The organism is Actinomadura sp. NBRC 104425 (genome assembly GCF_030269545.1).
Taxonomy (GTDB): Bacteria; Actinomycetota; Actinomycetes; order Streptosporangiales; family Streptosporangiaceae; genus Spirillospora; species Spirillospora keratinilytica.
In genome coordinates this window covers 111,537-134,376 of sequence record NZ_BSTN01000014.1, presented here as the reverse complement: position 1 = coordinate 134,376, position 22,840 = coordinate 111,537, and the positions used below count along the sequence as shown (strand labels likewise).

The window sequence follows — 22,840 nt, the reverse complement described above, 5'->3', positions numbered from 1 at the left end:
CGGCGGGCTCCCCTACGCGCCGTCGGCGGGCCGCCGGGAAGGCCTCGACAGGGGTGACCGGAGCGGTGGCTAGCCTGGTAGGTGTCCGCCCGCGCCGTCTGGATGACGTCCTTGTTGTCTCAGGGGCTCGGCTTGGGCCGGGCGGTATGCGGACGACGAGGATGGACGCCGTGACGACAAGGACGAGGACAGGGTTCCCCACCGTGAAGGGCCTGCTGCCGTGAAGGCGCCGCTGTATCAGCTGAAGGCAGAGTTCTTCAAGACGCTCGGTCACCCGGCGCGTATCCGGGTGCTGGAACTGCTCAGCGAGCGCGACCACGCGGTCTCGGAGATGCTGCCCGAGGTCGGGATCGAGCCCGCGCATCTGTCCCAGCAGCTCGCCGTGCTGCGGCGGGCCGGGCTCGTGGTGTCGCGCAAGGAGGGCTCGTCGGTCATCTACTCGCTGACCAGCCCGCGTGTCGCCGAGCTTCTGCAGGTGGCGCGCGCCATCCTGACCGGGGTGCTGTCGGGGCAGGCGGAGCTGCTGGACGACCTGCGCGCGGCCGGCGAACCGGCGGAGTCGGCCCGCAAGTACCGCTGACCGAGCCGCATCAGCGGCGGGAGCCGCGCGCACCGGTCGAACCCGCAGGTGGCGGGCTGGGTCGTAGGCGGGGGCAACTGTACGCACTGGTGGAGCCCGCGGGCGGTGGTCGGCTGCGCGTACCCGGGGGCGTTTGCGGCGGCAGCCGCATGTGCTGGTGGAGCCCGCGGGCGGTGGTCGGCCGTGCGCACTGGCAGGGGCGTGGGCTGTGGCAACTGCGTACACCGTAGGGCCCGGGGATGGCGGTCAGTTGCGCGTCATTGGCCGGGACGGCGCCGTCCTCGCTCCTCGGCGGCGAGGCGACCTCGGCGTTCGGGGCGTATAAACGAGTTGCTAAAGTCCGCAATTGCGCACAACGCAAGGTGAATGCGGGTGCGGGCTCCCTCGAAGCTCACCACCGAGGAATCTGGTGAAAGATCTGCTGCGCAAGATCCGCAAGACCGGCCGGGTCGCCGAGGATCCTCCCGAACGTCCTGCCGGGGACGTCCCGGACGCGCTCGGCGAGCTGGGAGGGTCGGTCCAGCTGCGGCATGTGGACGCGGGCTCCTGCAACGGCTGCGAGGTGGAGATCGCCTCGGCGTTCGGGCCGGTGTACGACGCCGAGCGGTACGGCGCGCGGCTGGTGGCCTCGCCGCGGCACGCGGACGCGCTGCTGGTGACCGGCCCGGTGACGCGCAACATGGAGGTCGCGCTGCGCCGCACCTACGAGGCGGTGCCCGCGCCGAAGGTCGTGGTCGCGCTCGGTGACTGCGCCCGCGACTGCGGGGTCTTCGCGGGCGCGTACGGGGTCGCCGGCGCGGTGCGCGACGTCGTGCCGGTCGACGTGGAGGTGCCGGGCTGCCCGCCCGAGCCGGAGGCGATCGTGGCCGCGCTGCGGGGGCTCACCGGCCGATGACGAGCGTGACAGGCGCCGCGCTGTCGGCGTCCCTCGGGGCGAGCCTGCTCGCCGCGGTGGCCGGGGCGGCGCTGCCGCGGCGGGTCCGCCCGGCCGGGGCGGGGCTGTGCACGGCGGTCGCCGGGGCGGCGGCCGTGGTGGCCGGGGTCGCGGCGATGACGGGACGGTCCTGGTCGGCGTGGCTGCCGGAGCTGCTTCCGCTGGCCGGGGTGCGGCTGGCGGTCGATCCGCTGGGCGGTCTGTTCATCGCCGTCACCGGTGCGGTGGCGGTGTGCGCGGCGGTGTACGGGGTCGGTTACGCCCGTCCGCCCCGAGACGGCCACGGGCACGGTCTGGACGGCCGCACGGTGCAGGCGGTGCTCCCCCTGTTCGTGGCGGCGATGCTCCTGGTGCCCGCCGCGGCGAGCGTGAGCACGTTCCTCGTGGCCTGGGAGCTGATGGCACTGGCCTCGCTGCTGCTGGTGGTGGCCGAGCACCGACACCGGGCGTCGGTGGGGACGGCCGGGCTCTGGTACGCGGTGATGACGCACCTGGGCCTGGTGGCGATCCTGGCCGGGCTGGCGGGGCTGGCCGCGGCGGCGCACGGCGAGTCGTTCGACCGGTTGCGCGCCGCGGCGGAGGGGCTGTCGCCGGCGGTGCGGGGCGCGGTGTTCGTCGCCACGTTCGCCGGGTTTGCGTCGAAAGCCGGAATCATCCCGCTGCATGTGTGGCTGCCGCGCGCCCATCCGGAGGCGCCGAGCCACGTGTCGGCGCTGATGAGCGCCGCGATGGTGAACCTGGGCGGGTACGGGATCGTCCGGGTCGGGTTCGACCTGCTGGGCGGCGGGCCGGTGTGGTGGTGGCTGCTGGTGCTGGCGGCCGGCGCGGTGTCGGCGCTGTACGGCATCCTGCAGGCGGCGGTCGCGACCGACCTCAAGCGGCTGCTGGCCTACTCGACGTGCGAGAACATGGGGCTGGTGCTGGTCGGCCTCGGGGCCGGCGGGCTGCTGCTGACCGCGGGCGCCCGGCCGCCGGCGGCGCTGGCGCTCACGGCCGCGCTGCTGCACGTGGTCAACCACGCGGCCTTCAAGACCCTGCTGTTCCTGGCGGCCGGGTCGGTGCTGCGCGCCACGGGTCTGCGGGACCTGGACGCGCTGGGCGGGCTGCGCACGCGCATGCCGCTCACCACGGCGGCGTTCGCCGTGGGGGCGCTGGCGGCGTCGGCGCTGCCGCTGGGCAACGGCTTCGTCAGCGAATGGCTGCTGCTGCAGAGCCTCATCGGCTCGCTTGGCGAGGGCGGGACGATCTCGGCGGTGACCATGCCGGTGGCGGTGGCGGCGCTGGCCCTGTCGGCGGGGCTGGCGGTCGCCACGTTCGTCAAGGCGTTCGGGACCGGGTTCCTGGCCCGTCCGCGCACACCGCAGGCGCAGGCCGCGGCGGAGAGCCCGGCGACGATGGGCGTGGGCATGGGCGTGGCGGCGGCCTGCTGCCTGGCCCTGGCGCTGGTCCCCGCGTTCACCGCCCCCGGGCTCGCCGGGGCCGTCCAGGTTGTCCTGCCGGGCCAGGACGCGCTGACCGGGCAGGTCACGCTGCGTCTGGCCGCGGCGTCCAGCACCGTGTCGCCCCTGCTCATCGCCGTGAGCGTGGTGGGCGCCGTGGCGCTGCTGCGGATCGCCATGATCCGGCGTGCGCGGCGGCGTGCGCGGCTGTGGGACTGCGGGATGGGCCCGCTGAACGCGCGGATGGAGTACACCGCGACCTCGTTCGCCGAGCCGTTGCAGAGGGTGTTCGACGACGTGCTCGCCCCGGAGACCGACCTGAACGTTACCCCGCTGGCGGAGTCCGCCTACCTGGTGGAAAGCGTGACCTACCGGGCCCGGGTGGGCGACCGGATCGAACGCCGCCTGTACCGGCCGGTGGTCGCGGCCGCGGCGGCGGTCGGCGAGGCGGCGCGGCGGCTGGCCAACGGCAGCGTGCACCGCTACCTCGCCTACGGCTTCGGCACCTTCACCGGAGTGCTGATCCTGCTGGCGGTGACCAGATGAGCGGCTCGATGAGCGTGGCCGGGACCGTGGAGGCGGCCGCGCAGGTGGTGCTGGTGGCGGCCGGATCGCCCCTGCTGGTGGGGGTGATGCGGCAGGTCAAGGCGCGCCTGGAGGGCCGGGCGGGCGCCGGCGTGCTGCAGCCGTGGCGGGACCTGCGCAAACTGCTGCGCAAGGAGGCGATCACCCCGGACGGCACCGGGCCGGTGTTCCGCGCGGCGCCGCTGGTCCTGACGGCAACGGCGCTGGTGGCGGCCGGCATTGTGCCGATCGCCACGACCGCGTCCCCGCTGGACGGCGCGGCGGACCTGTTCGCGGTCACCGCGCTGCTGGCGCTCGGCACGGTGGCGCTCGCGCTGGCCGCGCTGGACACCGCCACCGCCTTCGGCGGCATGGGCGCCAGCCGGGAGATGACCGTGCTGGCGCTGGTGGAGCCCACCATCCTGATGTCGGTGTTCGCGCTGTCGGTGCCGGCCGGCTCGACCAACCTCGGCGCGATCGTGAACTCCACGCTGCACGAGCCGCAGCGGGTGGCCTCGCCGGTCAGCCTGCTGGCGGCGGTGGCGCTGGCCGTCGTGGTGATCGCCGAGGCCGGGCGCATCCCGGTGGACAACCCCGCGACGCACCTGGAGCTGACGATGATCCACGAGGCGATGGTGCTGGAGTACGCGGGACCGGACCTGGCGCTGGTGGAGTGGGCGTCGGCGATGCGGCTGACGGTGCTGCTGGGCCTGGTGGCCAACCTGTTCGCGCCCTGGGGCATCGCCTCGGCGGACACGGCGGCGGCGGCGCTGGCGGCGCTGCCGCTGGCGCTGGCGGTGTTCGCCGTCAAGGTCGCCGTGCTCGGCGGCGCGCTGGCGGCCGGTGAGGTGTTCATGGCCAAGCTGCGCATGTTCCGCGTGCCCGAGCTGCTGGCCGGGTCCTTCGTCATGGCGCTGCTGGCCGTCGCCGCGTCCTTCTTCCTGGCGTGAAGGCGAGCGAAACGATCATGAGTGACGTCACCTACGTGCGGCTGCTCGACCTGGCCTGCGGCGCGTTCCTGCTCGCCGCGGTGCTGGTGCTGTGGCGGCGCGACCTGGCGGCGATCGTGCGGCTGTTCGCGATCCAGGGCGCCGCGCTCGCCGCCCTGGTCGCGGTGCTCGGCGTGCACGAGGGCCTGGACGGGCACGGCGCCGAACTGCTCGCGCTCGGCGCCGGCCTCGCGGTGCTGCGCGCCGTGGTGCTGCCCCGCCTGCTGCGCCGCGCCATCGTCGGCGGCGACGTCCGGGAGACCGAGCCGCTGGTCAACGTGGCCGCCTCCCTGGTGGTCGCGGCCGGGCTGGCGCTGCTGAGCTACGCGGTGACGCGTCCGGTGGTCGCGCTGGAGCCCTCGCCCGCCGTGCGCGCCGTGCCGGTGGCGCTCACCGTCGTGCTCATCGGCTTCTTCGTGCTGGTCACCCGCCGCCGCGCGCTGTCGCAGGTGGTCGGGTTCCTGCTGGTGGACAACGGCATCACCGCGGTGGCGTTCCTGACCACCTCCGGCGTGCCGCTGATCGTGGAGCTGGGAGTCTCGCTGGACGTGCTGCTGGCCGTGCTGGTGCTGCAGGTGCTCACCGCGCGCATGCGGGCCGCCTTCGGCGGCACCGACCTGGACGACCTTCGGGAGCTGCGGGACTGATGACCACGACGGCACTGCTGATCGCCCCGGTGGGCCTGCCGCTGCTGGCCGCCGCGTCCCACGCCGTGTTCGGCTGGCGGCCCAAGACCACCGCGTGGTCCGGCGCGGCCGCGGCGGCCGGGCTGCTGGCCTGCGCCGTCGCCCTGGCCGTCGCGGCGGTGGACCGTCCCCGCACCGGGCTGGGCGGGCTGCTGCGGGCCGACGCGCTCAGCGCCTACATGCTGGTCGTGATCGGGGCGGTGGCGCTGCCCGCGCTGCTGGCGAGCCCCGGCTATCTCGCCGCCGAGCGGGCCGCTGGGCACACCAGCGCCGCGGACGCGCGCCGCTACGGCATCCTCACCCAGACGTTCGTGGCCGCCATGGCGCTGGCGGTGCTGGCCGCCAACCTGGGCGTGCTGTGGGTGGCGGTCGAGGCCACCACGATCTGCACGGCGTTCCTGGTCGGGCACCGCCGCACGCGCCACGCCACCGAGGCGGCGTGGAAGTACGTGGTGATCTGCTCGGCCGGCATCGCGCTGGCGTTCCTGGGCATCGTGCTGCTGAACTTCGCCGCCCGCCACGCGCACGTCCCGTCCTCCGGCGCGCTGGACTGGGCCGAGCTCGCCCGGCACGCCACCGCCCTGGACGCCGACGTGACCCGCGTCGCCGTCGCCCTGCTGGTGCTCGGCTTCGGCACCAAGGCGGGCCTGGCGCCCCTGCATGCCTGGTTGCCCGACGCGCACAGCCAGGCCCCGGCGCCGGTGTCGGCGCTGATGTCCGGGGTGCTGCTGTCGGTCGCCTTCTACGCCGTCCTGCGGGTCAAGGTCATCGCCGACGCCGCGCTGGGCGTCCCCTTCACCCGCACGCTGCTGGCGGCCGTCGCGCTGGTGTCGCTGGCCGCGGCGGCGGCGCTGCTGCTCAAACAGCGCGACTACAAGCGGATGCTCGCCTACTCCAGCATCGAGCACATGGGCCTGATCGCGCTGGGCGCGGCCGTCGGCACCCCGCTCGCGGCGTCGGCCGTCCTGCTGCACATCCTCGGCCACGGGCTGGCCAAGTCGGTCGCGTTCCTGGCGTCCGGCCACATCCAGCAGGCGACCGGCTCGACCCGCGTCGACGGGGCGCGCGGCCTGATCGCCCGCGTCCCGCTGACGGCGGGCCTGTTCGGCGCGAGCCTGGCGGCGCTGCTCGGCTTCCCGCCGTTCGGCCTGTTCGCCAGCGAGCTGGGCATGTTCCGGGCGGGCTTCACCGCCGGAATGGGATGGGCGGTGGCCGCCGCGCTGCTCCTCATGCTGGTCGTCGTGGCCGCCGTCGCCGCCCACACCGGCCGGATGCTGCTCGGCGCCCACCGGCCCGGGCCCGGCGCCGCCGCCCTCGCCGGCGACGTCCGGCTCGCCCGGTCCGCCGCGCTCGCGCTCACCGCGGCACTGGTCGCCTGCGCGGCCCTCGGTGTGACCGCCTGGCCGCTGCACACCCTGCTCGACACCGCCGCAGCCATCATCGGAGCACACCCGTGACCCTTGAGTCCTCGCCCCAGGAAGCGGCCGCGCCGCGGCACGAACGCACGATCGTCGACGTCACGCCCGCGGAGCTGCCGGACCGGGTGGCCGCGCTGCTCGGCGACGACCACCGGCCGGCGCTCGTCGCGGCCCACCACGATCCCGACGCGCTGCGCGTGGTGTACCTGTTCACCGCGGCCTCCCCGGACCGCCGCACCGAGCTGCACCTGCGGCTCGACCCGGCCGACCCGGTGCTGCCCAGCGTGGCCGCCCTCAGCTTCCCCGTGGGCCGCTTCGAACGGGAGATGCACGACCTGTACGGGATCGTCCCGCGGGACCATCCGCTGCCGCGCCGCCTGGTCCGCCATCACCACTGGCCGCGCGGCTGGTACCCGATGCGCACCGACGCCGGACCGCCGCCCGACTTCGGCGACCCGGAAGGCCCCTACCCCTTCGTCAGCGTCGAGGGACGGGGCGTGTACGAGATCCCCGTCGGCCCCGTCCACGCCGGGCTCATCGAACCCGGGCACTTCCGCTTCTCCGTCGTCGGCGAGAGCATCCTCAAGCTCAAGGCCCGCTTGTGGTTCGTGCACAAGGGCTTGGAGAAGCTGTTCCAGGGCCGCCTTCCCGCGGACGCGCTGCCGCTGGCCGAACGCGTCAGCGGCGACACGTCCGTCGGGCACGCCCTGGCCTTCTGCCTGGCCGTGGAGGAGGCCACCGGCACGCAGGTCTCGCCCGGGGTGCAGCGCATGCGCGCCGTCCTGCTGGAGCTGGAACGCCTCTACAACCACGTCACCGACCTGGGCGCCCTGTGCAACGACGTCGGCCACTCCGTCCTCAACGCCCAGTTCGGCCGCGTCCGCGAACAGCTGCTGCGGCTCAACGCCGACGTCACCGGCAACCGGCTGCTGCGCGGCGGGGTGCTGCTCGGCGGCGCCGTCCTGCGGACGCTGCCCGACCCGGAACGGCTCACGGCCCTCGGCGAGGACATCGCCGAGATCGTCGACCTGGCGCTCGGGCACACCGTCGTCGCCGACCGGTTCACCGGCACCGCGCCGCTGTCCACCGCCGCGGCCCGCGACCTGGGCGCCCTCGGCTACGTGGCCCGCGCCAGCGGCGTGGACGTTGACGCCCGCCGCGACCACCCCTTCACCGACCTGCGCCCGACGCTGCGCGTGCCCGTCTTCGACACCGGCGACGTGCTGGCCCGCTTCCGCGTCCGGGCCGCGGAGATCACCGCCTCCATCGCGCTGATCAACGATCTGACCTGCGGCATGACGCCCGGCCTGGTCAGCTACTGGCCGCCGTCGACGGCGCACGACGGCCCCGCCTCCGGCGTCGGCATCGTCGAGGGCTGGCGCGGCACCATCACCCACCGGGTCGAGCTGGCCGCCGACGGCACCCTCACCCGCGTCAAGATCGTCGATCCGTCGTTCTTCAACTGGCCCGCCCTGCCGGTCGCGCTGAACGGCGCCATCGTCCCCGACTTCCCGCTGGTCAACAAGAGCTTCAATCTCTCGTACGCCGGAAACGACCTGTAACGATCAGGGCCCGACGGCGCGGCCGAGGGCCTCCGCCGCGATGCGGACGGCCGTGGCGCGCGTCGCATGGGCCAGCCGACCCGGGTCGAGCGTCGACGTGCTCGCGAGATGCCGGTCGTAGCGGAGCCGGACCGCGCCCGCACCGACGTCGGCGAGAATCGCGGCGGCGCCGTCGAAGTCGAGGGCCTTGCGGGTGTGCGGGGTCCGCACGGTGAACACGACGACCGTGCGGGCGATCAGATGGCCGAGCCCGGACGCGGCGACGAGGTCGAGCGCGCGTCCCGCGACGCGGGCCCCGTCCGGGGCCGGCGTCCCATGGGTCCTGCGGCTGCGGGAGGCGTCCATTGAGGGGCTGACTCCGCTTCAGGCGTTGCGCAAGTGGAAGGGGGCGCCGGAGGACCCGCGCGGTGGTGCCACCAAGGCTGACGCCCAGGAGCAGGAGGCCCCCAGTCTGGAAGCGTTGAAGGAACTCGCGGGGCAGCAGCGCGGGCCCGAGGCGACGTCCTGAGACCGGCTCGCGCCCGCTTTGCCCGGGTAGTGAAGGCTTCCAGTTGCTCCCCTTGAGGCCGGACGGTGGGATGGGCATGGCGCGACGAGGTGACCGGAGCGGTTTTCTGAGTCGAGCCTTGACGCGCTCCCCGGTCTGAAAGTCGGGGACTCAGCCTGTGCCGCGTGTGCGGTACTTCTGCGGCTTCCTGTTTCGCCGGGTCCGGTCCGCCGTCAGGTGGCGGGGCCCAGCGTCCCGCGCCAGTACAGCGAGCAGCATCCGAGCCCACCCAGACGCCGATCCGCCCCGTGGCGGATTGGCTTCTCCTGCCCCACTACACAGGGCGGTCGCCCCCCGAAGGTCGGAGTACTGCGGACGAATCAGGTAGCGGTGAAGGACGGCCGTCTCCTTCTACTGAGCTTTTCGTTAGTTCTGTGGGTGTGGAGAGGTGGGGTTTGTCAGTATCGCGGCATGCCCCCCAACGCTGAGTCTGACAACCAGGAAGAGGCCGTCCCGCCGTTACCCGGCCGCAGTTGGCCGAGGCGCGGCGGATGCGTGCGGCCGAACTGCTCGAGCAGGGCCGTCCCCAGGCCGAGGTCGCCCGGATGCCGGGGCGTGTCGGCTGAGAGCGTGCGGCGCTGGAAGCGGCGCATCCAGGCGGGTGGGGTGGCGGCGCTGCGGCGCCGCCCGGCCGCCGACCGCACCGGCCAAGCTCGATGACGCCCGGGTCGAGCAGGTGCGTGCCGCGTTGGAGCAGGGCGCCCGGGCCCACGGCTTCGAGGCCGACCTGTGGACCTTGGAGCGGGTGGGGCAGGTGGTCGAGCGCGTGTGCGGGGTGCGGCTGTCGCGGGCCTCGGTGTGGCGGCTGCTGACCGCCCGTCTGGGCTGGGGCCTGCAGCGCCCGCAGCGCAGAGCCGTCGAGCGTGACGACGCAGAGATCGCCCGGTGGGTGACGCACGAGTGGCCGCGCATCAAAAAGGGGGGGCCGTAGTAAAACGGGCATGGCTCGTGTTCGTCGATGAATCGGGTGTTTCGCTGCTGCCGCAGGTGCGGCGCACCTGCGCTCCCCGCGGCCGCACCCCCGCATTGCGCCACCGCCTGAACTGCAAAACGCGCCTGCATGGCCGCTGCGCTGGGCTACCACGCCGCCGACCCCGGGGCGCGGGGCTCGGCTGTGCTTCGATCTGAGGCCCGGCACCTGTGACACCGCCGCGCTGATCGGGGTGCTCACCCAGCTCAAGGCGTTCTACCAGGGTGAACGCGTGGTGCTGATCTGGGACGGGCCGGCCGCGCACTGGAGCCGGCGAATGCGGGGATGGGCGGCCGGGCAGGACCGGCTCACCCTGGAGCGGCTGCCCGCCCACGCCCCCGAGCTCAACCCGGTCGAGATGCTGTGGTCGAGCATCAAGACATGCGAACTGGCCAACCTGGCCGCGACCACCTTGCCGACGTCGCCGACGCCGCTGAGGCGGGCATCGACCGCATCTGCCAGGACGAACAGCTCGCATGGTCCTTCCTGGCCCACACCGGACTGGAAATCCGCCCTCCAACACCACACAACTAACGAAAGCTCAGTAGACGCGGGTTTCCCTACGGGAGAGCCGCCGCCCATGGGAAATCTGGCCGGATAGCGGCCGACGCTGGTGTTGCTGCGAGCCGCGTCGGCCGCTATCGGCGGGGCTCGTCAGGGAGCGTTCGGCGGGGTGCTCTGGGCGGTGATGTTGCTGACGCGGCCGTGGGGGTCGAAGGCGGCCTCGATCGTGAAGCCGGGGCCGGTGATGGTGAGTCCGCTGTGGTCGGGGGTGAAAGCGGCGCCGAGTCCGCGCAGGCGGGCGTAGCTGTGGATCGCGCGCCGGTGGTCGGTGAGGGGCGCCTCGGTGACGGCCTGCTGCAGGATGCGTATGACGCGGGGGAACTCCGGCGGCGGCAACTGGAATTCCGGGTGCTCGATGAGGAACGCGGCGCGGGTGCCGCGGCCGACGTCGGCGTGGTAGTAGGTCCAGACACCCGACACGACCTTGGCCGCGTCCAGGAGCATCGCGGCGACGCGGGCCGGTTCGAGGCGGAAGTCGGCGGGGCGGCCGGGCAGTGCGCTGAACGGGACCTCCGCGGACGCCAGCTCGGGGATGCCGTACTGCCGCCCGAAGTCGCGCACCTTCGCGGACGCGGCGGTCAGGGACTCGGGGTAGCCGGTCGGGTTCGCCCACGCCCACAGCCACGACTGCGGGCCGGGGGCGGCGCTGCCGAGCAGGTGGACGCGCGTGCAGGTCAGGTTGCGGCTGCCGGTGAACTCGAACCGCTGTTCCCGCAGGTCGACGCTCCAGTTGTGCTCGCCGACGACCTCCGCGAAGTGCAGCTGGTGCTCCAGGGAGAGTAGCGCTGCGTCATCGAGCACATTGGCAAGAGTGATCGTTTCGGACATGCGGGGCAGGCTAACGGACGGGTACGACGGGGCGGTGACCTGGGCGGACGCGGGCGCAAGGGGCGACGGGGAAAAGCGGGCCGGGCGATGTCGGAGGCGCGTAATACGCTTCCCGCATGACACGGCTTGTCTGATCGGGTCAAGGGTGGCGAGGAGGAGTCGTGACGGTCCGGATCGTCCATCGGCCCGCGCGGACCGTGCAGCCGCTGGCGGCGCAGGAGACACGGGAGGTGGAGGCGCCGCCGACCTTGCCCGAGGCCGGCGGGGTGGGCGGTCAGGTGTTCGCCATCCTGCCGATCGTCGGGATGATGGGATCGCTGACGGTGATGACCGTCCTGCGCAATCCGGCGTTCATCGCGCTCGGGGCGGTGATGCTCGTCGTGGCGGTGCTGGTGGGGGCGGTGCTGCTGCTCTCCCGGCGGGGGCAGGTCACCCGGCAGCGGCGCAACCAGCGGGAACGGTACCTGGAGTATCTGGAGGAGCTGCGCGAGGAGCTGGGCCGGACCGAGCGGGAGGCGCGGGCGCGGGCGCGGCTGCTGGATCCGCCGCCGGAGGCGCTGTACGACGTCGTGCGGGACCCGGCGCGGCTGTGGGAGCGGCGGCGGCGCGACCCGGACTTCCTGCGGGTGCGCATCGGCACCGGGACGATGCCGGGGGCGAAGCTGAAGCTGGGCGAGCGCGGCACGGCGCTGGCGCCGAGCGATCCGTTCATGCTGGCGGAGGCCCGGGGGGCGGTGCGCCGGTTCGGCACCGCCCCCGACATGCCGCTGACGGTGCCCCTGGACATGGCGGGCAACGTCAGCGTCATCGGGTCCCGGGACGACGTGCTGGCGGTGATGCGGGCGCTGCTGGCGCAGCTCGCCGCGTTCCATGCGCCGGAGGACGTCGCGTTCGCGGTGGCCGCCGACGCGGATCGGATCGGTGACTGGGACTGGGTGAAGTGGCTGCCGCACGTCCTGGATCCGAGGCGCAGGGACGGCGGGGCGCCGCTGCGTCTGGTCGCGCCGACTCCCCGTGCGCTGAGCGCGCTGCTGGCGGACGAGCTGAAAGAACGGACGGACTTCGCCACCGAGGTGCGGCGCGGCCTGGGCCATCGGGAGGCGTACCGGCTGCTGCGGCGGCTGGTGGTGGTGCACGACCTGTACGGGGGCGTGGCCGCCGACCTGGTCAGGCCGGACGAGACGATCGGCCCGGCGGGCCTGGCGGCGACGGTGATCCACCTGGTGGCGGACCGCACGCAAGAGCCCGGTGACGTGGGCGTGCGCATCACCGTGGACGGCGAGCGGGTGCGGGTGGAGGATCTGCGCGGCGACGTTCCGGCCGTTGCGGAGGGGACGCTCGACCGGGTGCCCGCGCCGACCGTCCTGGGGCTGGCGCGGATGCTGGCGCCGCTGCGGCTGTCGCGGGAGTCGGTGGAGGAGGAGTCGGCGTCGCAGGGCGGGACGCTGGACGTCACCAGGCTGCTGGGCGTGGACGAGCCCGAACGGCTGGCCCTGGCGAAACTGTGGGCGCCGCGCAGTGAGCGGGCGTTCCTGCGGGTGCCGATCGGGGTGGACGACGCGGGGCGGCCGGTCATCCTCGATTTGAAGGAGGCCGCGCAGCTCGGCATGGGGCCGCACGGGCTGTGCGTGGGCGCCACCGGGTCGGGCAAGAGCGAGCTGCTGCGGACGCTGGTGCTGTCGCTGGCGCTGTCGCATCCGCCCGACCAGGTGTCCATGGTGCTGGTGGACTACAAGGGCGGGGCCACGTTCGCGCCGTTCGAGAGGCTGCCGCACGTGGCGGGGGTCATCACCAACCTGGAGGACGACGCCGGGCTGATCGAGCGCGCCTACGCCAGCCTGTCGGGGGAGGTGCAGCGCAGGCAGCAGGTGCTGCGGGACGCCGGCAACATCGCCAACATCGGCGACTACAACTACCAGCGCGCCCACCACCGGCCCGACCTGCCGCCGCTGCCCCACCTGCTGGTGATCATCGACGAGTTCGGGGAGCTGCTGACGGCGCGGCCCGACTTCATCGAGCTGTTCCTGTCGATCGGGCGGATCGGGCGCAGCATCGGCGTGCACCTGCTGCTGTCGAGCCAGCGCGTCGAGGGCGGCAAGCTGCGCGGCCTGGACACGTACCTGTCGTACCGGATCGGGCTGCGCACGTTCTCGGAGGAGGAGTCCCGCACCGTCCTGGACACGCCGGACGCCTTCCATCTGCCCGCGCTGCCGGGGTTCGGGTACCTCAAGGTCGACACCAGCCTCTACCAGCGGTTCAAGGGCGGGTACGTGTCGGGGCCGTACCGGGGGCCGGTGGTGGAGGAGCCCAAGGACGCGGGGCCGGCGCCGGTGCGCCCGTACACCGTGTACAACGCGGCCGCCGACGCGCCGGACGTGTCCGCCGGCGAGGAGGGGCGGCTGCCGGAGCGGACGGCCGGGCCCACGCTGCTGGACGTGCTGGTGGGCCAGTTGACGGGCGAGCGCGTCCAGACCATCTGGCTGCCGCCGCTGCCCGCGGCGGTCACGCTGGACGCCGTCACCGGCCCGGTGGGGGTCACCGGTGACGGCATGCGCGTGTCCGCGCCGGTCGAGCCGCTGCGGGTGCCGGTCGGGCTGCTGGACGATCCGCGCCGGCAGTGGCAGGGCCGCTGGGACCTCGACCTGACGGCCGCGGGCGGCCACATCGCGATCATCGGCGGGCCGCAGACGGGCAAGACGACGCTGCTGCGCACGCTGGTGCTGTCGCTGGCGCTGACCCACTCCCCCGCCCAGGTGGCGGTGTACGGGGTCGACCTGGTGGGCGGCGGTCTGCAGGCGCTGGCGGGGCTGCCGAACGTCGGCGGCGTCGCCGGGCGCGCCGACCGGGAGCGGGTGCGCCGCACGGTCGAGGAGGTGCTGGGCATGCTCGACCACCGCCAGGAGGTCTTCCGGCTGCACGGCATCGACTCGGTCGCCGGGCTGCGGCGGCTGCACGCCGCCGGGCAGGTGCCCGAGCTGCCGTGCGCCGACGTCGTCCTGGTCATCGACGGGTTCGGGGCGCTGCGCGACGACTTCGAGGAGATCGACGAGCTGGTGTCGGACCTGCTGCAGCGCGGCAGCGGCTACGGCATCCACGTCGTGGCCGGGATGCTGCGCTGGAACGACGTGCGCATCGCCATGCAGTCGAACTTCGGGCAGCGGGTCGAGCTGCGGCTGAACGACCCGGCCGACTCGGCGATCGACCGCAAGCTCGCCGAGACCATCGCCGCGGACCTGCCGGGGCGGGCCCTCACCGACGGCAGGCTGTTCGGGCATGTCGCGCTGCCGCGGTTCGACGGCGTGCCCGACACCGACGACCTCGGCGGCGTGGTGGAGGCGGCGGCGCGTGCGATCCGCGCGTCCTGGACCGGCCCGGCCGCGCCGCCGGTGCGGGTGCTGCCCCACCGGCTGCCCGCCGCCGCGCTGCCCGGCCCGGCCCGGATGCCGGACGCGGTGCCGCTCGGCGTGGACGAGCGGGCGCTCGAACCGGTCGGGCTCGACCTGTTCGACCAGGACCAGAACCTGATCGTGCTGGGGGACGGCGGGTGCGGCAAGACGAACCTGCTGCGGCTCGTCGCCGAGGGGCTGGTCAGCCGGTACTCGCCGGAGGAGGTCGTGTTCGCGGTGATGGATCCGCGGCGCGGCCTGCGCGAGGTGGTGCCGGAGCCGTATCTGGGCGGCTACGCGGGCAGCGCGCGGCTGGCCGCGGGGCTGTCCGTGGGCGTCGCCAAGGAGCTGGAGGCCCGGATGCCCGACTCCGATTCGGCCGAGGGGCGCTGGAGCGGCGGGCCGCGGGTGGTCGTGCTCGTCGACGACTACGACCTGCTCACGACGGCCGGGCAGCAGCCGCTCGAACCGTTCGTGCCGTTCGTGCCGAGCGGACGCGACATCGGGCTGCACTTCGTGGTGGCGCGGCGGGTGGCGGGGGCCGCGCGGGGGTTGTACGAGCCGTTGCTGCTGGCCGTCCGGGAGACGGGCGCGGCGGCGCTGCTGATGTCGGGCGACCGGTCCGAGGGGCAGCTGTTCCCGCCGCTGTATCCGGCTCCGCAGCCGCCCGGCAGGGGGTTCTGGATCCAGCGGGGCGGCACGCCGCGGCTGATCCAGACCGCCGTGGCCGAGGCGCAACCCGACACGCCGCAGCCGACGGGCCGCGTTCCGGTGCCCGAGCGGGAGGGCGGGCGGTGATCCCCTAGGGGCTTGTTGCATATGATTCGCAGGTGCACTCATATCGCATAAGGATGGCGCGGGCGGACGATCTCGACGGGGCGCGGTCGGTGATGCTCGACACCGTGTACCGCGACTTCGGCACGGGCTACGTGCCGCGCTGGCACCGCGACATCATCGACCCGGAGGGCGCCTACCTGGCGTCTCCCCGGCACACCCTGCTGGTGGCGGTGGACGAGCGCGACGACGTGGTCGCCACGGCCGCGTTGGACTCGCGCGGGCCTGAGGCCCCGCCGAATCCGTTGCGCGTGGCCGCGCGGTTCCCGTCCGGGAAGACGGCGCAGTTGCGGCGGGTGTACGTGCGCCCGGAGCACCGGCGGCGCGGCCTGGCCCGGCGGCTGGTCGGCCGGCTGCTGGAGTTCGCGGCGGCCGACGGCGGTTACGCCGCGGTCTACCTGCACACCGACCCGTCCGTGCCGGGCGCGGAGAGTTTCTGGCGGTCGCTGGGCACCGTCGTGTGCGACGAGCGGGCCGAGGAGCCGGACGGCGGGCAGGGCATCGTCCACTTCGAGATCCCCATGCCCGGCCGGTAGACCTGTGGAAGGAACCATGCTCTCGCTGTGTCGCCGACTGGTGCCCGGTGTGCTGCTCGTCCCGCTGCTGTCCGGCTGCTTCGCCCAGTCCGGCGGGGGCTCGCCGGATTCCGGGGGCGGCGCGCGGCTGCGCGTCACGCTCGCGTTCCCGCCCACGCAGAACTTCTCGCCCTACGGCCAGGACGGCGTCACCCTGGCCCGGCTCGGCGTCGCCGAAGGGCTGACCCGGTTGGACGCCAACGGCACCGCCGTGCCCGCGCTGGCCGAGTCCTGGCACAGCGAGCGCGACGGCCGCAGCTGGCTGTTCACGTTGCGGGAGGCCACGTTTCAGGACGGCACCGAGGTCACCCCGGCCGCCGTCGCCGCCTCCCTCAACCGCGCGGCGCAGGCCAAGCCGGTTCCGGCCGCGCTGGCGGGTGTCACGCTGACGGCGCAGGCGGCCGAGGGGTGGCAGGTGCGGGTCAGCACCGCCGAACCCGACCCGGTGCTGCCGCTGCGGCTGTCCAACCCGAGCCTGGCGGTGTTCTCGGCGAAGGCGTACGCGGGCGGCCGGGTGAATCCGATCGGCACGGCCACCGGCCCGTTCCGGCTGGCGAAGGTCAGCGGCACGGGCGGCGCGACGTTGGAACGTTTCGACGGCTACTGGGGCGGACGCGCCCACGCTTCCGGCATCGACGCCCGGTTCGTTCCGGACGGCACCGCACGCGCCAACGCCGTGCGCGCGGGCGAGACGGACATCGCCGAGGCGGTCCCCGTCGCGCAGGCGTCGTCGCTGGACAAGGGCACCGCCCGGGAGACGGCCACGCCCCGCCTCACCGCGCTGTACCTCAACACCCGGTCGAAGGTGTTCGGCGACCCGGCGCGGCGCGCCGCCGCCCGCGCGGCGATCGACACCTCTGCGCTGGCCGAGGACGTGTACGAGGGGCACGCCGATCCCGGTGACGGGCTGTTCGGGCCCGCGCTGACCTGGGCGGCGGACCGGCGCGTGCAGCCGTCCGGGCGGGCGCGGCCCGGCGACCCCGGCGGCGCGGCCATCACGCTGGCCACCTACGACAACCGGCCCGAGCTGCCCGAGGTCGCCCAGGTGCTGCAGCAGCGGCTGCAGCGGGCGGGCTTCAAGGTGAACCTGGTCGTCCGGGACTACTCGCGGCTGGAGAGCGACGCCCTGGCCGGGAAGTTCGACGCGGTCGTCGCGGCCCGCAACATGATGCTCGACACCGGCGACCCGGCGTCCGTCCTGGCCGGCGACTTCACCTGCGACGGCGGCTACAACCTGGCGCGGCTGTGCGACGAGAAGGTGGACCAGGCCGTGGCGCGCGCCGCGTCCGCCGCCGGCACGGACGAACGGCGGGACGCGGTCATGGCGGCGGAGGCGGCGGTGCTGGGCACGGACGCGGTCGTCCCGCTCGTCCACCAGAAGATCATCACCGGGGTGGGGTCTGCGGTGCGGGGAGCGGTGCTGGACCCGTTCGAGCGGCTGCTGGTCGGCCCCGGAACACGGCGCTGAGCGGGCGCGGCGGGGGAAGCATGCAAGCCGCGGCGGGTGCTGCCAAGGGTTTCGCCAGGAGCAACGGGCCGGTTCTGCTCTGGCGGGGGGCGCTCGTCGCCGTGCTGCTGTGCGGGATCGGCCTGCTGCCCTGGCTGTCGCGCACCGACCCTGCGCTGACCGTCCTGAAGGCGCGTTCGGCCGAACGGGACCCCACGCCCGAGGTGCTGCAGGCGATCCGGGACGAACTCGGGTTGGACGCGGGGCCGTTGCGGCTGCTCGGCCGGTGGCTCGGCGGGCTGCTGCACGGGGACGCGGGCACGTCGTGGGTGTCGGGGACCGAAGTGCTGCCCGCCGTTGCGCAGGGTTTGGGCGTTTCCCTGCTGCTGATGGCCGGGGCACTGGTCGTCGCGGCGCTGACGGTGGCGGCGGTGTGCGCGCGCACGCTGTGGCTTGGGACGCGGCAACGGCCCGTCGGGCGGCGGGCCGGAGGCGGGGCGGCGGTGCTGGCGGCCCTGCCGGAGTTCCTGACCGCCTCCGTGCTGGCCACCGTGGTCGGTGTGCAGCTCGGCTGGCTGCCCGCGCTCGGCTGGTACGGGCCCCGGTGGATGGTGCTGCCCGCGCTCGCCCTGGGCCTGCCCACGGGCGCGGTGCTGGGACGCATGCTGGACGACCTCCTCCCCGGCGCGTTCGGCGAACCGTGGGCGCTGGCCGCCGCCGCCCGCGGCCTGCCGGGGCGGAGCATCGCACGGCAGGCGGTGCGGCGGGCCGTGCCCGGTGTGCTGCCGAACCTGGGGGTCTTCGCCGTAGGCCTGACCGGCGGCTCGGTCGCCGTGGAACAGGTCTTCGACATCCCCGGCCTGGGACGGCTCACCCTCGACGCGGCGATCGCCCAGGACCTGCCCGTCCTGCAGACCGGAACGCTCGCCCTCATCCTGCTCGCCGCCACCGCCGGAGGGGGCGCCCGGCTAGCGGCACGGCTGCTGCTGGGCCGCGCCCTGCGCGATAGGGCGCTCCAGTCGTTGCACCGTCCGGCGCCGACCGCGCCCCGGGTGCTGCCGTGGGTGTGCGGGGGGCTGCTGCTCGGCGTCATCGGGCTGGGGCTCCTGCACGACCCTCTGGCGGTGGACACCTCCGCCCGGCTCCAGGCGCCTTCGCTCGCCCACCCGTTCGGCACCGACGCGCTGGGACGGGACGTGCTGGCGCGCGTGGGGCACGGGGCGTTCCGCACGCTCGCCGTCGCCTGCGCCGTGAGCGCCGTCGCCCTGGTGGCGGGGGTGCTGCTGGGCCTGCTGCCCCGGCTGTCCGGCCCCCTGGTGGACACGGTCAACGCCGTACCGCCCGTACTGGCCGGGCTGCTCGCCGCCGGGATCGCGGGCGGCACCCCGTGGACGCCTGCCCTCGCCGTGGCAGCGGTCGCCTGGTCGCCGTTGGCCGCGCACACGTCCGCTCTGCTCCGGCAGGAACGCGCCACCACGCACCTGACCGCGACACGCGCGCTTGGGGCGGGACGCTGGTACCTGCTGCGGTACGAACTGCTGCCCGCGATCCTGCCCCCGGTCGTGCGGCACGCCCTGTTGCGGCTGCCGGGCATCGCCCTGGCTCTGGCGGCGTTGGGCTTTCTCGGACTGGGCACGCAACCGCCGTCCCCGGAATGGGGCCTCCTGCTCGCCGAGAACCAGCCGTACGCCGAACGCGCCCCCTGGGCCGTCCTGGCCCCAGCGGGCGCCCTGGCGCTGCTAGGCGCATTCGCGGTGACGGCGGTCGGCGGAGTGCGCCACCCGTGGCGACGCCGCCGACCGCACAACGCCGCGCAGACAACCGCGCCCACCGTGCTCTCCGGGGACGCCACGTGATCCGCCCCTTGCCCGCGGCCGCGAGATGGTTCCGTGGCGGGTTTCGGCCGGTGTGGGTGTGGCGGGGTTGGTCGGTGTTGCTGTGCCTGTTGGCGTTTTGGGGGGCGGTCGCTGTCTCCGGGGGACGGCGCGGGATCCGCGCCCTGGTTGTGGCCGCGAGACGGCCTCGCAGCGGGGTTCGGCGGGTGCGGAGGGGGTGGAGGCTGCTCGCGTTGTCGCGGCTGTCGGTGGCGTCTTGGAGAGCGCCTGCGGTCTTCGAGGAGGTTACGTGATCCGGCCTCTTGCCGCTGCTGGGAGGCGGGCTCGTGGTGGGGTTCGGCGGGTGGGGACGTGGCGGAGTCTGCCTGCGTTGCCGCGTCTGCTGATCCTCACGCAGTTCGCCTTCAATGTGGGGTTCTTCGCTGTTCTGCCGTTCCTGGCCGAGCACCTCGGCGGCACCGTCGGCCTGGCGGGGTGGCTGGTCGGGCTGGTGCTGGGGCTGCGGACGTTCAGCCAGCAGGGCCTGTTCGTCGTCGGCGGCGCGCTCGTCGACCGGTTCGGGGTGCGACCGGTCGTGCTCGTGGGCTGCACGCTACGGATCGCCGGATTCGCCTGGCTCGGGTACGCGCAGGCCGTCTGGGCGGTGGTCGGGGCCGTCCTACTGATCGGGTTCGCCGCCGCGCTGTTCTCCCCCGCGGTGGAGTCGGAGATCGCCCGGCAAGCGGTGTGCTGGGAGGAGGCGGGTGGCGGCCCACGGGCGAACGTGCTGGCGCTTTTCACCGTGGCGAGCCAGGCGGGGGCGTTCGTGGGGCCGCTGCTGGGCGCGCTGCTGCTGGCCGTGGACTTCCGCGCGGCCTGCCTCACCGGGGCGGGCGTGTTCGTTGTGGTGCTCGCCGGGCATCTCTGGCTGCTGCCCCAGCACATCCCCGGCCGCGCCAGGACACGCCTTGGCGGCGTGCTGCCGATGCTGCGCAACCGCCGCTTCCTGGCCGTGTGCGGCGCCTACGGCGCCTACCTGCTGGCGTACAACCAGCTGTACCTCGCCCTGCCCGAGGAGGTGGAACGGGCCGCGGGTTCGCAGGCTCCCCTGGCGTGGCTGTTCGCGCTGTCGTCCCTGCTGGTCGTCGTGGCGCAACTGCCGGTGACGCGGTGGGCGGCGGACCGGCTGGACCTGCGCCGCTCCATGGCCGCGGGCCTGCTGGCCATCTCGGCGGGGTTCGCGGTGGTGGCGGCGGCCCGCCCGGCCGGGTGGACCGGTGCGGGTGGGCTCGTACCCGCCGCGGGGTTCGTCGTCCTGCTCACCCTGGGGCAGATGATGGTCGCCCCTGCCGCGCGGGCGTGGGTGCCCGATCTGGCCGAGGACGGTCGTCTCGGCCTGTACACGGGCGCGATGTCGTCCATCTCCGGGCTCATCGTGCTCGTCGGCAGCGCGGCCACGGGCTCACTGCTCGATTCGGGGCTCCCCCCGGCTGTGCCCTGGCTCGTCCTTGCGGCGGTCCCTGTGGCGTCCATGGTGCTGCTGCCCCGGCCCCGGCGCGCATAAGGGCCGCACCCCTTTCCGTGCGGTTCGTCGTCCGGCCCCAGAATGGGGGCATGGGGAAACGTCGGGCGTGTCCGTGTGGGACGTCGGTGCCGTACGCGCAGTGTTGCGGACGGCTGCACGGGGGCGCCGCGCAGGCCGAGACGGCAGAGCAGCTCATGCGGTCCCGTTACAGCGCCTTCGCCGTAGGGGAGACGGACTACCTGCTCAGGAGCTGGCATCCCGCGACGCGGCCCCCGCATCTGGAGCTCGACCCCGGCATTCACTGGCGGCGCCTAGAGATTGTGCGTGTCGCCGACGGCGGGCCGTCCGATCTCAAGGGCACGGTGGAGTTCCGCGCCCACTACACGCAGGGCGGGCAGCCGGGTGAACTGCACGAGGTCAGCAGGTTCGTCCGGCACGACGACGCCTGGGTCTACGTCCGGGGCAAGGTGCTCTAGCCCGAGCCGTGGTTCAGCGGCGGGCCGTGATGCGGGTGGGCAGGGACGCGAAACCGCGGTCGTTGGAGGAGTGGACGCGCTTGACGGCGACGGCGTCGATCTCGTAGTCGGCGATGGCGCCGACCAGCTCGCCCAGGGCGATGCGGGCCTCCAGGCGGCCCAGGTTGGCGTCCAGGCAGTGGTGGCGGCCGCTGCCGAACGCCAGGGACGGCCCGGTGTCCCGGTCGAGGTCGAAGCGGTCGGGGTCGGAGAACACCTGCGGGTCGCGGTTGGCCGACCCCACCAGCAGCAGGACGCGCGAGTCCGCCGGGATCTTCACGCCGTGCGGTTCGACGTCCTCGGTGGTGGTGCGGGCCAGCGCCTGCGTGGGCGGGTCCCAGCGCAGGGTCTCCTCGATCCAGTCCTCGACGCGTCCGGCGAAGGTGCGGGCGCGTTCGTCCGGGTGCTTCCAGGCGGCATGCCAGGCGTTGCCGAGCAGCAGCATCGTGGTCTCGATGCCCGCGCCGACCAGCAGGATCAGCACCCCGACGATCTCCTCGGGGGTGAGCCGGTCGTCGCCCTCGGCGGCGTCCAGCAGGCCCGACAGCAGGTCGTCACGGCGTTCGCGGGCGCGCTCGGCCGTCAGCTCGGTGTAGTAGCCGACGAGCGCGCCGATGGCCTGCAGCGCCTCCGGCGGCAGGTCGGTGGCCTCCTCGTCCCGGTACATGATCGTGGCGCTGATGCTCGTCGCGATGCTGCACTTCCTGACCGATGACGATGACCCCTACGGCATCCTCGCCCGGCTGCTGGAGCCGCTTCCGCCCGGCAGTCACGTCGTGATCACGCACGCGACCGGCGACAATCTGACGCCCGAGCAGTACGCCGAGGCCATCGTGGCCAACGAACGCAGCGGAGTACCGTTCCGGATGCGCTCCCGGGACGAGTTCGCCCGCTTCTTCACCGGGTTGGGAGCTGCTGCCGCCCGGCATCACCTCGATCGTCGAGTGGCGTCCCGAGGACGCGCCGGAGGCGCGCCCGCCCGTCGACAAGGTCTCCATGTACGGCGGCGTGGCCTACCTCCCCTGATACGCCGCCGAACCGTCTTGCGCCGCGCAGCGCAAATATTGGCGCGGGCTTGGTTGGGAAACCGCAGCCCTTCCGCAAGCGTGGGAAACAGAGCCGCGCGCATGACGCCACGCGCATGGACTGCGCACATGTGCCATGCACACACCAGGCCATGGGCACGGGCCATGGGCACGGGCCGCGTGCACGACGGAAGTGGAGGGCACCCATGAAGGCGAGGCAACGGGGGTACGCGCTCGGCGCCACTGCGGCAGCGCTGCTGGTCACCGCGCCGGTGGCGGCCGCCGACACCATCACGCACGACGTCGTCCGGGTCGACGGGGCCACGGTGCTGAAGGGCGGGCGTGATGTGGCGGTGAAGGTGACGTACAGCTGCACCAAGGGGAACACCCTCAGCGTCGCCGTCGCGCAGACGGGGGACAAGCTGCCGCGGAGGGTCGCCGCCGGGAAGGTGCCCGCCTCGTGCAATGGGAAGCTCTACAGCAGCCCGGTGACGGCAAAGCCCATCGGGACTTTCGTGGGGTGGCAGAGGAAGACGGCGGCGAGCGTCGGAGCCGTCATCAGTATGGCCACCGACGGAACGGCGCAGCTTCGCGCCAAGGACTCAACGTCAGTGTTCCTGTGACGAGCCCCGCGGGGC

20 protein-coding genes are annotated in these 22,840 nt (G+C 73.9%); 17 read left to right on the top strand and 3 right to left on the bottom strand.

Going from position 1 to position 22,840, the window contains the following annotated elements; translation table 11 throughout:
* Window positions 1-220 precede the first annotated feature (220 nt).
* The 7 genes from QSK22_RS21405 to QSK22_RS21375 all read left to right on the top strand — a co-directional run bounded on the left by QSK22_RS21405 (window position 221) and on the right by QSK22_RS21375 (window position 8,172).
* On the top strand, window positions 221-580 hold the full coding sequence (locus tag QSK22_RS21405; protein ID WP_285496053.1) for an ArsR/SmtB family transcription factor: 360 nt from the start codon (window positions 221-223) through the stop codon (window positions 578-580).
* Between the two features lie 409 nt (window positions 581-989).
* Window positions 990-1,475, top strand: a complete 486-nt coding sequence (locus tag QSK22_RS21400) for an NADH-quinone oxidoreductase subunit B family protein (protein WP_285496052.1) — start codon at window positions 990-992, stop codon at window positions 1,473-1,475.
* Window positions 1,472-3,499 carry a proton-conducting transporter transmembrane domain-containing protein gene (locus QSK22_RS21395; RefSeq protein WP_285496051.1) on the top strand — a complete coding sequence of 676 codons (2,028 nt, stop codon included), beginning with the start codon at window positions 1,472-1,474 and terminating at the stop codon, window positions 3,497-3,499. The genes QSK22_RS21400 and QSK22_RS21395 overlap by 4 nt, the downstream gene beginning before the upstream one ends.
* Before the next feature lie 8 nt (window positions 3,500-3,507).
* Entirely contained in the window at window positions 3,508-4,467 is a 960-nt protein-coding gene (locus QSK22_RS21390; protein ID WP_285496050.1) for a respiratory chain complex I subunit 1 family protein, read from the top strand.
* Between the two features lie 17 nt (window positions 4,468-4,484).
* Window positions 4,485-5,153: a hypothetical protein gene (locus tag QSK22_RS21385; protein ID WP_285496049.1), complete on the top strand. Its 669-nt coding sequence runs from the start codon at window positions 4,485-4,487 to the stop codon at window positions 5,151-5,153.
* A complete protein-coding gene (locus tag QSK22_RS21380; RefSeq protein ID WP_285496048.1) occupies window positions 5,153-6,649 on the top strand; it encodes a proton-conducting transporter transmembrane domain-containing protein in 1,497 nt (498 codons plus the stop codon). The genes QSK22_RS21385 and QSK22_RS21380 overlap by 1 nt, the downstream gene beginning before the upstream one ends.
* On the top strand, window positions 6,646-8,172 hold the full coding sequence (locus tag QSK22_RS21375; RefSeq protein ID WP_285496047.1) for a hydrogenase large subunit: 1,527 nt from the start codon (window positions 6,646-6,648) through the stop codon (window positions 8,170-8,172). Before QSK22_RS21380 ends, QSK22_RS21375 begins: the two co-directional genes overlap by 4 nt.
* A gap of 3 nt (window positions 8,173-8,175) precedes the next feature.
* Here QSK22_RS21375 and QSK22_RS21370 read toward each other — a convergent pair whose 3' ends face one another.
* On the bottom strand, window positions 8,176-8,517 hold the full coding sequence (locus QSK22_RS21370) for a hypothetical protein (RefSeq protein ID WP_285496046.1): 342 nt from the start codon (window positions 8,515-8,517) through the stop codon (window positions 8,176-8,178).
* Between the two features lie 803 nt (window positions 8,518-9,320).
* Here QSK22_RS21370 and QSK22_RS21365 point away from each other — a divergent pair.
* Both QSK22_RS21365 and QSK22_RS21360 read left to right on the top strand, forming a co-directional pair.
* Window positions 9,321-9,650 (top strand): helix-turn-helix domain-containing protein, encoded by a 330-nt coding sequence (locus tag QSK22_RS21365; RefSeq protein WP_285496045.1) that lies wholly within the window; start codon window positions 9,321-9,323, stop codon window positions 9,648-9,650.
* Between the two features lie 232 nt (window positions 9,651-9,882).
* Window positions 9,883-10,290, top strand: coding sequence for a transposase (locus tag QSK22_RS21360; protein ID WP_285496044.1), 408 nt, complete (start codon window positions 9,883-9,885; stop codon window positions 10,288-10,290).
* A 53-nt stretch (window positions 10,291-10,343) separates the two neighbouring features.
* On the opposite strand, the gene QSK22_RS21355 is transcribed toward QSK22_RS21360, so the two are convergent.
* Window positions 10,344-11,081 carry a DUF6882 domain-containing protein gene (locus tag QSK22_RS21355; RefSeq protein ID WP_285496042.1) on the bottom strand — a complete coding sequence of 246 codons (738 nt, stop codon included), beginning with the start codon at window positions 11,079-11,081 and terminating at the stop codon, window positions 10,344-10,346.
* A gap of 161 nt (window positions 11,082-11,242) precedes the next feature.
* On the opposite strand from QSK22_RS21355, the gene eccCa reads away from it, so the two are divergent.
* The 6 genes from eccCa (at window position 11,243) to QSK22_RS21325 (ending at window position 21,138) form a co-directional block, all read left to right on the top strand.
* Window positions 11,243-15,265 (top strand): type VII secretion protein EccCa, encoded by a 4,023-nt coding sequence (gene eccCa, locus QSK22_RS21350; RefSeq protein ID WP_285496041.1) that lies wholly within the window; start codon window positions 11,243-11,245, stop codon window positions 15,263-15,265.
* 53 nt (window positions 15,266-15,318) lie between these two features.
* The gene (locus QSK22_RS21345) at window positions 15,319-15,837 is read left to right on the top strand and encodes a GNAT family N-acetyltransferase (RefSeq protein WP_285496040.1); all 519 of its coding nucleotides are present in this window, start codon (window positions 15,319-15,321) and stop codon (window positions 15,835-15,837) included.
* Between the two features lie 16 nt (window positions 15,838-15,853).
* Window positions 15,854-17,344 carry an ABC transporter substrate-binding protein gene (locus QSK22_RS21340; RefSeq protein WP_285496039.1) on the top strand — a complete coding sequence of 497 codons (1,491 nt, stop codon included), beginning with the start codon at window positions 15,854-15,856 and terminating at the stop codon, window positions 17,342-17,344.
* Between the two features lie 20 nt (window positions 17,345-17,364).
* Entirely contained in the window at window positions 17,365-19,179 is a 1,815-nt protein-coding gene (locus QSK22_RS21335) for an ABC transporter permease subunit (RefSeq protein WP_285496038.1), read from the top strand.
* A gap of 349 nt (window positions 19,180-19,528) precedes the next feature.
* Window positions 19,529-20,701 (top strand): MDR family MFS transporter, encoded by a 1,173-nt coding sequence (locus QSK22_RS21330; RefSeq protein WP_285496037.1) that lies wholly within the window; start codon window positions 19,529-19,531, stop codon window positions 20,699-20,701.
* Window positions 20,702-20,787: 86 nt separating this feature from the next.
* Window positions 20,788-21,138: a YchJ family protein gene (locus QSK22_RS21325; RefSeq protein WP_502872347.1), complete on the top strand. Its 351-nt coding sequence runs from the start codon at window positions 20,788-20,790 to the stop codon at window positions 21,136-21,138.
* A 13-nt stretch (window positions 21,139-21,151) separates the two neighbouring features.
* Here QSK22_RS21325 and QSK22_RS21320 read toward each other — a convergent pair whose 3' ends face one another.
* The gene (locus tag QSK22_RS21320; protein WP_285496035.1) at window positions 21,152-21,844 is read right to left on the bottom strand and encodes a cytochrome P450; all 693 of its coding nucleotides are present in this window, start codon (window positions 21,842-21,844) and stop codon (window positions 21,152-21,154) included.
* Here QSK22_RS21320 and QSK22_RS21315 point away from each other — a divergent pair.
* On the top strand, window positions 21,843-22,412 hold the full coding sequence (locus QSK22_RS21315) for an SAM-dependent methyltransferase (protein WP_285496034.1): 570 nt from the start codon (window positions 21,843-21,845) through the stop codon (window positions 22,410-22,412). The two genes, QSK22_RS21320 and QSK22_RS21315, sit on opposite strands and share 2 nt — an antisense overlap.
* Window positions 22,409-22,825 carry a hypothetical protein gene (locus tag QSK22_RS21310; protein WP_285496033.1) on the top strand — a complete coding sequence of 139 codons (417 nt, stop codon included), beginning with the start codon at window positions 22,409-22,411 and terminating at the stop codon, window positions 22,823-22,825. Before QSK22_RS21315 ends, QSK22_RS21310 begins: the two co-directional genes overlap by 4 nt.
* The last annotated feature ends 15 nt before the right edge of the window (window positions 22,826-22,840 follow it).